This is a genomic window from Bacillus sp. EKM202B, from assembly GCF_011066025.1.
GTDB classification, from domain to species: domain Bacteria; phylum Bacillota; class Bacilli; order Bacillales; family Bacillaceae_G; genus Bacillus_A; species Bacillus_A toyonensis.
The window spans coordinates 1-5,540 of sequence record NZ_JAAMNK010000069.1 but is presented as its reverse complement, the minus strand read 5'-3'; the positions used below and the strand labels follow the sequence as shown (position 1 = coordinate 5,540).

Genomic DNA, 5,540 nt, shown 5'->3' with positions numbered 1-5,540 from the left:
CTTCTACTATAAAAAAATAGTAGTGTAAACCAATGCCTTGGTTTACACTACTAATCTTAGTATGTTTTGGGTGTTGTGTATGAGTATACCACTTCTAATCATCAGGTAGCATAGTAAAAAAATTGAAGCCCATCAGGGTTTATTTGATATGCCTACTTTTATAAAATCTATAAAAGATAATAAAAAAACTATATGGAAAGACCGCATTTTGTATAAAAATATACCTTAAGTTGATGGATGTGGGTCTGTACCCCATGCCCATCAACTTAAGAATGGAAACAAAATGTACTTTCATTTTGTGGGGTAAAGCATTCCTAAAATATAAGCATACTTTTAATCATACGCATACCAAATAAATCCTAACGGGTTTCATTTTTTAAATTATGCAGCTTTCTTTTGTTTTCTCAATCCATTATATTCATAGACAACAACCAAAATATTAAAGAGTGTTTTCTTCTCATATCGATGAGAATTCCGCCCATAATACACAGAAGGGTTAACAAATGAAAATAGTAAGATTTTAGCAGGTAGCGAATGGAGTATTCAGGCAGGTGAAGAAGAGGGAGAAATAACTTATAATTTAATATTCCATCCTATGAATTCATTTGATAGCATTGACATTCTAAACTTTAATATTAGTTCTATATCTTTGTTTGCGCCATTAGAAAATAAAGATGTTTCTTACAGGACAGAAGCAGAATCTCAATCAAATACACTAAAAGAAGATATAGAAATTTTGCATAAGAATGGTATGCAACTTAATAAGGAAATTCAAGGAAAGTGGCAAGGGGGAATAAAATTAGAATCAAAGTTTAAAGGAAATCAGGAGATTCATTTTGTTCCTAAACAACAACCTGAATCTGTAAAAATAGCGTCTGCAGAAGTACTACCAACAGGGATGAATATCACATTTGAACGTGATTCTTCTGGAGATGATGAAGAAATAAAACGCCAGATAAAAACAATTGATAGTGTTATTCTTATGGATGAAAAAGGGAAAACATATAAGTCAACATTGAAGGGATACTCAAGTGCTCAAGATAACGGGAAAGTAATTAAGGTGAAAACGTTTGATGTTACTACTTTTGATAGTGTGAATCATTTTAAAGTTTTATTAAAAGATGTTGATGGAAAAGATGTTGTAATCGATTTAGCTCGTGAAGAGAAAAAATAAAGTATATGATAAAAAACGCAAACTTCTAATCAAAAGAAGCTTGCGTTTTTTCAACTAACTTTTTCCCACTTTTCCTCATTAACCAATAGAAAGAAGATCGTTTTTTCGTTTTGGGGTGTTATAAAATGCTTAAGTTGATGGGCATGCGGCTGTACCCCTATAAAGTGCTTGAATTCAAAAAAGACATAGAATCGAACTCAATATGATAATCCTAATAAACCGATAATGTCAATGATCTTCTTATCTTCTACTCTACAATAAAGCTTAGTACCCTTGCGCTCGATAATTACCATATTACCTTTAGCTAATTTGCGTAAATGTTGTAAAATCATAGGTTCTGAAATATGCGTCGCAGTGTTCAACTGGGAAACTGTCAAAGTCCCACTTACAATCAATTCACGTACAATTAATAAACGACTTAAACTGCCTAATAATTCTAAGATTTCAGCACCACTTTCATAATTACTAGAATTCATATTGAAATCGCCCAACATACTATTCATCTCCCTAATATTAATACAAATACTAGCTCAAATAGCTTAACATAAAAATAAGGGGTATTTTCCTAATAATTTCTATAAAAATGTAAAAATTTCAAGTTTGGATGGTTCAAGTCGGAGGAAGGCACCTTAGGGTGTCTTTTTTGTATTTATAACTTTTTTTAGAAAATATTTGAAAAATTATACAAAATAATATATCATTATATGGTAATTAATTGTAATTATAAAAATATTTAGGGGGATTTTTAATGAAACTTGGAAAATTAGCATTAGTCGGAGCATTAACATTTGGTGGATTTACTGCAGTAGAAATGATTAAGCCTACTTCACAAGCTGCTGCAGCTTCAGGTTACGGAGCTAGCGTGAATTTAACGCAAAACAATTGGTATGTTGGCACACAAAATTATGTGGATATTAAAATCAAAAATGACAACGAAGATTTTGAAGTTCAGCTACGTATGCAGCCACAGATTCTAAAAAATGGTGTATGGGTGAATGTGAATAATCCTTTAACTTCTTGGTTCGTACCTGGCGAATATGTTGGTATGAGTATTGCTATTGGCCCATTAGATTATAATGGCGTAGGTATCACTGAAAAAGGAACATACCGTTTGAAAGTTGATACGTTAAAAACAACTTCTACAACTGATGTATGGCTTGGAACATTTTACACTGACATGTTTTATTTAAAATAATATCAATAATACCCCCCTTTAGAAGGAAAGAAATTGCACCTTTAGAATCTCTTCGACCACTACAAACAATTTAACAGTAAAAAGCCGATTATCCCTTAACGTACAGGAACTCGGCTTTTTCTATGTGAAAAATCGCTTAGCGTACGAAATTCGCGTTTTGTTTGTGCTACCCCAATATATAAAATAATATTTGGGTGGGAGTCCAATACATATTATTAAAATTAAAGTGGTTCAAGTCGGAGGAAGGCACCTTAGGGGGTCTTTTCTTTATACATTAAAAGGGTCTCGGTCTCGACAGCATTTCGGAAAAAGACCATGCTAAGAGTATGCAAAATTTTATACAATTTTGCGGATAATTCAGTAATAAACAAGAGCCATAAAACCGCGCTAGGATAGGAATGTATAAAAAATGCATGGAGCCATAGAAAAAGAAAAAGCCAGATTCCTTGTGAGAGTGAGAATCCGGCTTTTTCTTACTAACAATAAAAGACGTTATGTCAACCGATTATGTATACAATATATAAGAAAAACTTCTTTACTACCGCATTATTAAGATGGTAAAATTTAGAAAAAAGAAGTGACGGTGAGTTCAGTGGAAAATTTATATTTAATTTAAAACTTTTTATTTTGTCTTAGAAAGGTGTAGATTTTTTTGAATACAAAATTAATCATAGTAGAAGGGCTTCCTGGCTTTGGGAAATCCACCACTGCAAACTTGCTTTACGATATTCTAATTGAAAAAAATATTGATGTTGATTTATTTCTTGAAGGGAATCCAGACCACCCAGCCGATTATGATGGGGTATCTTGTTTTGATAATAATGAATTCGAAAGTTTGTTAGTGAATAGTGGTAATTTTAGGGGAGTAATTAGTGATAGAGTCACGAAGCGAGGGAACAATTATTTATTGCCATATAAAAAAATTAAAAATGAATCCAGCTCTAATTTTCCTGAAAGTTTATTAAATACCATTTTCAAAAATGATATATATGAATTACCGCTAGAGAGGAATATTGAATTAATAACTGAAAAATGGAGGGATTTTGTTGAAATAGCCAACAACGAAAATAAAATTTATATTTTTGAATGTTGCTTCATACAAAATCCATTAACAATCGGAATGGTTAAATATGGTGAAAAAAAAGAGAAAGTTATAAGTTATATTAGTGCATTAGCGAAAATCATAGAGAAATTAAATCCAGTATTGTTTTATATAGAACAAGATGATTTGGAATTCTCATTCAGAAAGGTATTTAATGAAAGAGCAAAAGAATGGTCTGCTGGATTTATTGATTATTATACAAATCAAGGGTATGCGACAATGAAAGGCTATCACGGTTTAGACGGAACAATTAAAGTTTTAGAAGCAAGAAGAGATATTGAAAGAGAAATATTTGATATGTTAAATATAAAAAAGACAAAAATTAATAATTCACAGTATGAAGCTATCAAATATAAGTCAATGATAATTGAAAAATTGAAATCACTTGAATTTCTAGATTAATGTAGTGCTTTAATTGAGAAAGAAACTAAGAATTTTTAACTTCCGCTTTCGATAATTATTTAAATAAGCTGTCCATATGGACAGCTTATTGTATTTTTTGCTTAGCGTGGTTTTTTTCCGAAATGCTGGCGGTTCCACTACTAGTATTCTTGCATTTAAATTATTTTTAATATATTATATTTATATGTATATATAGAGATGATTGTATATAAAAAATTACCAAAATGTAATGTGACTTATGTTTGTCTTTTTAATATGTATCTAGTAAAAGTACATTTTTTATCAATACAATTATGTTTTCAATATAAATGGAAGTTTATTTACTTTCAATGATAGAAGTTAGTTGTTCTAGAACATAGAGGAACAAGGCACCATACAGAGTAATCTGACGAACCTAAGAAATACTGTATGCAGTTTATTCATCTCAAGTACAACAAGAGAGCCTTACCTCTCTAGGCAAGACTCCATTAGTGTAGTTGTATAATTTTTACATATCAAATAAGAAACAGAAAACATATAACACAAAGTAGCAGAACCCTACCATTCCGCCTACAGCTAATACCTGTTTAACCCAACTCTTAAATTTTAGATTACTGTAAATCTCTTGTACTCTTTCCATATTTCCTCCTATTAAGAAGAACCCTTAAAGACTCTCACCTCGCTATGGTACCATTAAAGAATGACTAATAGAGGTATAATTTTTGTCTAAACGTATAAATATGCAATATTGCATACAGAAATGTATTGTTACAAATGTAAACGCTTACTATAATAAGGGTATAAAGATTAATCACATCCTAGTACTAACAAAAGAGGAGGAAATAATATGGAAATCGCAATGGCAGTTTTAAAATTTATCGGTGGAGCAATCCCATTAGTTCAAGAACTTCTAAAAGCATTTATGTAAATTCAATATTTAGCAATTATTTATAAAGATTATAATACAAGTAATCTGTATATCAAAGATGAATTGATATACAGATTATTTGTGTGAGTAAAGTCCCTTTAACATTATTAATATACAATATTACATATAAAAATGTATTGATAGAATTGTAAGCGCTTACTATAATGAGAGTATAAAGATAAATCATATCTTAGCAACAACAAAAGGGGCGGAAATAATATGATAATTTTAAAATTTATAGGTGGAGTACTCCCATTAATTCAAGAATTTTTAAAAGCATTTATGTAAGTTCAATATTTAGCAATTATTTATAAACAATTATTATACCTTAATACGAAAAAAGGAAGAAGTTGATTTTTATGAAGACTACAAGAAATACAAAAGGAAAAAAATTACTAGCAAGTTTAATAATCGGCTTTTGCACTATTAATTATTCATCTATTTCATTAGCGGAAACACCTAAAAGTAATTCAGCTAATGCACCCAAACAAGCTATTGGCATTGATACTGGTATAGCAAATTTAAAGTATGATAGTAGAGATATTTTAGCAGTAAATGGGGATAAAGTAGAGAGTTTTGTTCCGAAAGAAAGTACAAATTCAAATGGTAAATTTGTAGTAGTGGAACGTGAGAAAAAATCACTTACAACTTCACCTGTGGATATTTCAATTATTGATTCTGTGGCTAATCGTACGTATCCAGGAGCAGTACAACTTGCAAATAAAGCTTTTGCCGATAATCAACCTAGTTTATTAGTGGC

At 30.5% G+C, this 5,540-nt stretch carries 6 protein-coding genes and 1 pseudogene; 5 read left to right on the top strand and 2 right to left on the bottom strand.

Annotated elements, in window-relative coordinates:
* Positions 1-595: 595 nt before the first annotated feature.
* Positions 596-1,174: a hypothetical protein gene (locus tag G9F74_RS29165; RefSeq protein WP_016107089.1), complete on the top strand. Its 579-nt coding sequence runs from the start codon at positions 596-598 to the stop codon at positions 1,172-1,174.
* Between the two features lie 197 nt (positions 1,175-1,371).
* On the opposite strand, the gene G9F74_RS29160 is transcribed toward G9F74_RS29165, so the two are convergent.
* Entirely contained in the window at positions 1,372-1,668 is a 297-nt protein-coding gene (locus tag G9F74_RS29160) for an ArsR/SmtB family transcription factor (protein WP_016107090.1), read from the bottom strand.
* A gap of 254 nt (positions 1,669-1,922) precedes the next feature.
* Here G9F74_RS29160 and G9F74_RS29155 point away from each other — a divergent pair, with 254 nt between their 5' ends.
* On the top strand, positions 1,923-2,369 hold the full coding sequence (locus G9F74_RS29155) for a DUF5065 family protein (protein WP_165406410.1): 447 nt from the start codon (positions 1,923-1,925) through the stop codon (positions 2,367-2,369).
* 652 nt (positions 2,370-3,021) lie between these two features.
* The gene (locus tag G9F74_RS29150; protein WP_070189651.1) at positions 3,022-3,873 is read left to right on the top strand and encodes a P-loop NTPase family protein; all 852 of its coding nucleotides are present in this window, start codon (positions 3,022-3,024) and stop codon (positions 3,871-3,873) included.
* 487 nt (positions 3,874-4,360) lie between these two features.
* Here the strand turns inward: G9F74_RS29150 and G9F74_RS30355 are convergent, their stop codons facing one another.
* Positions 4,361-4,492 (bottom strand): hypothetical protein, encoded by a 132-nt coding sequence (locus G9F74_RS30355; protein WP_000442770.1) that lies wholly within the window; start codon positions 4,490-4,492, stop codon positions 4,361-4,363.
* 100 nt (positions 4,493-4,592) lie between these two features.
* On the opposite strand from G9F74_RS30355, the pseudogene G9F74_RS30350 reads away from it, so the two are divergent.
* Positions 4,593-4,780 (top strand): annotated as a pseudogene (locus tag G9F74_RS30350) (hypothetical protein).
* A gap of 359 nt (positions 4,781-5,139) precedes the next feature.
* The coding region (locus G9F74_RS29145; protein WP_185157064.1) for a thiol-activated cytolysin family protein at positions 5,140-5,540 on the top strand (401 nt) is incomplete at its 3' end.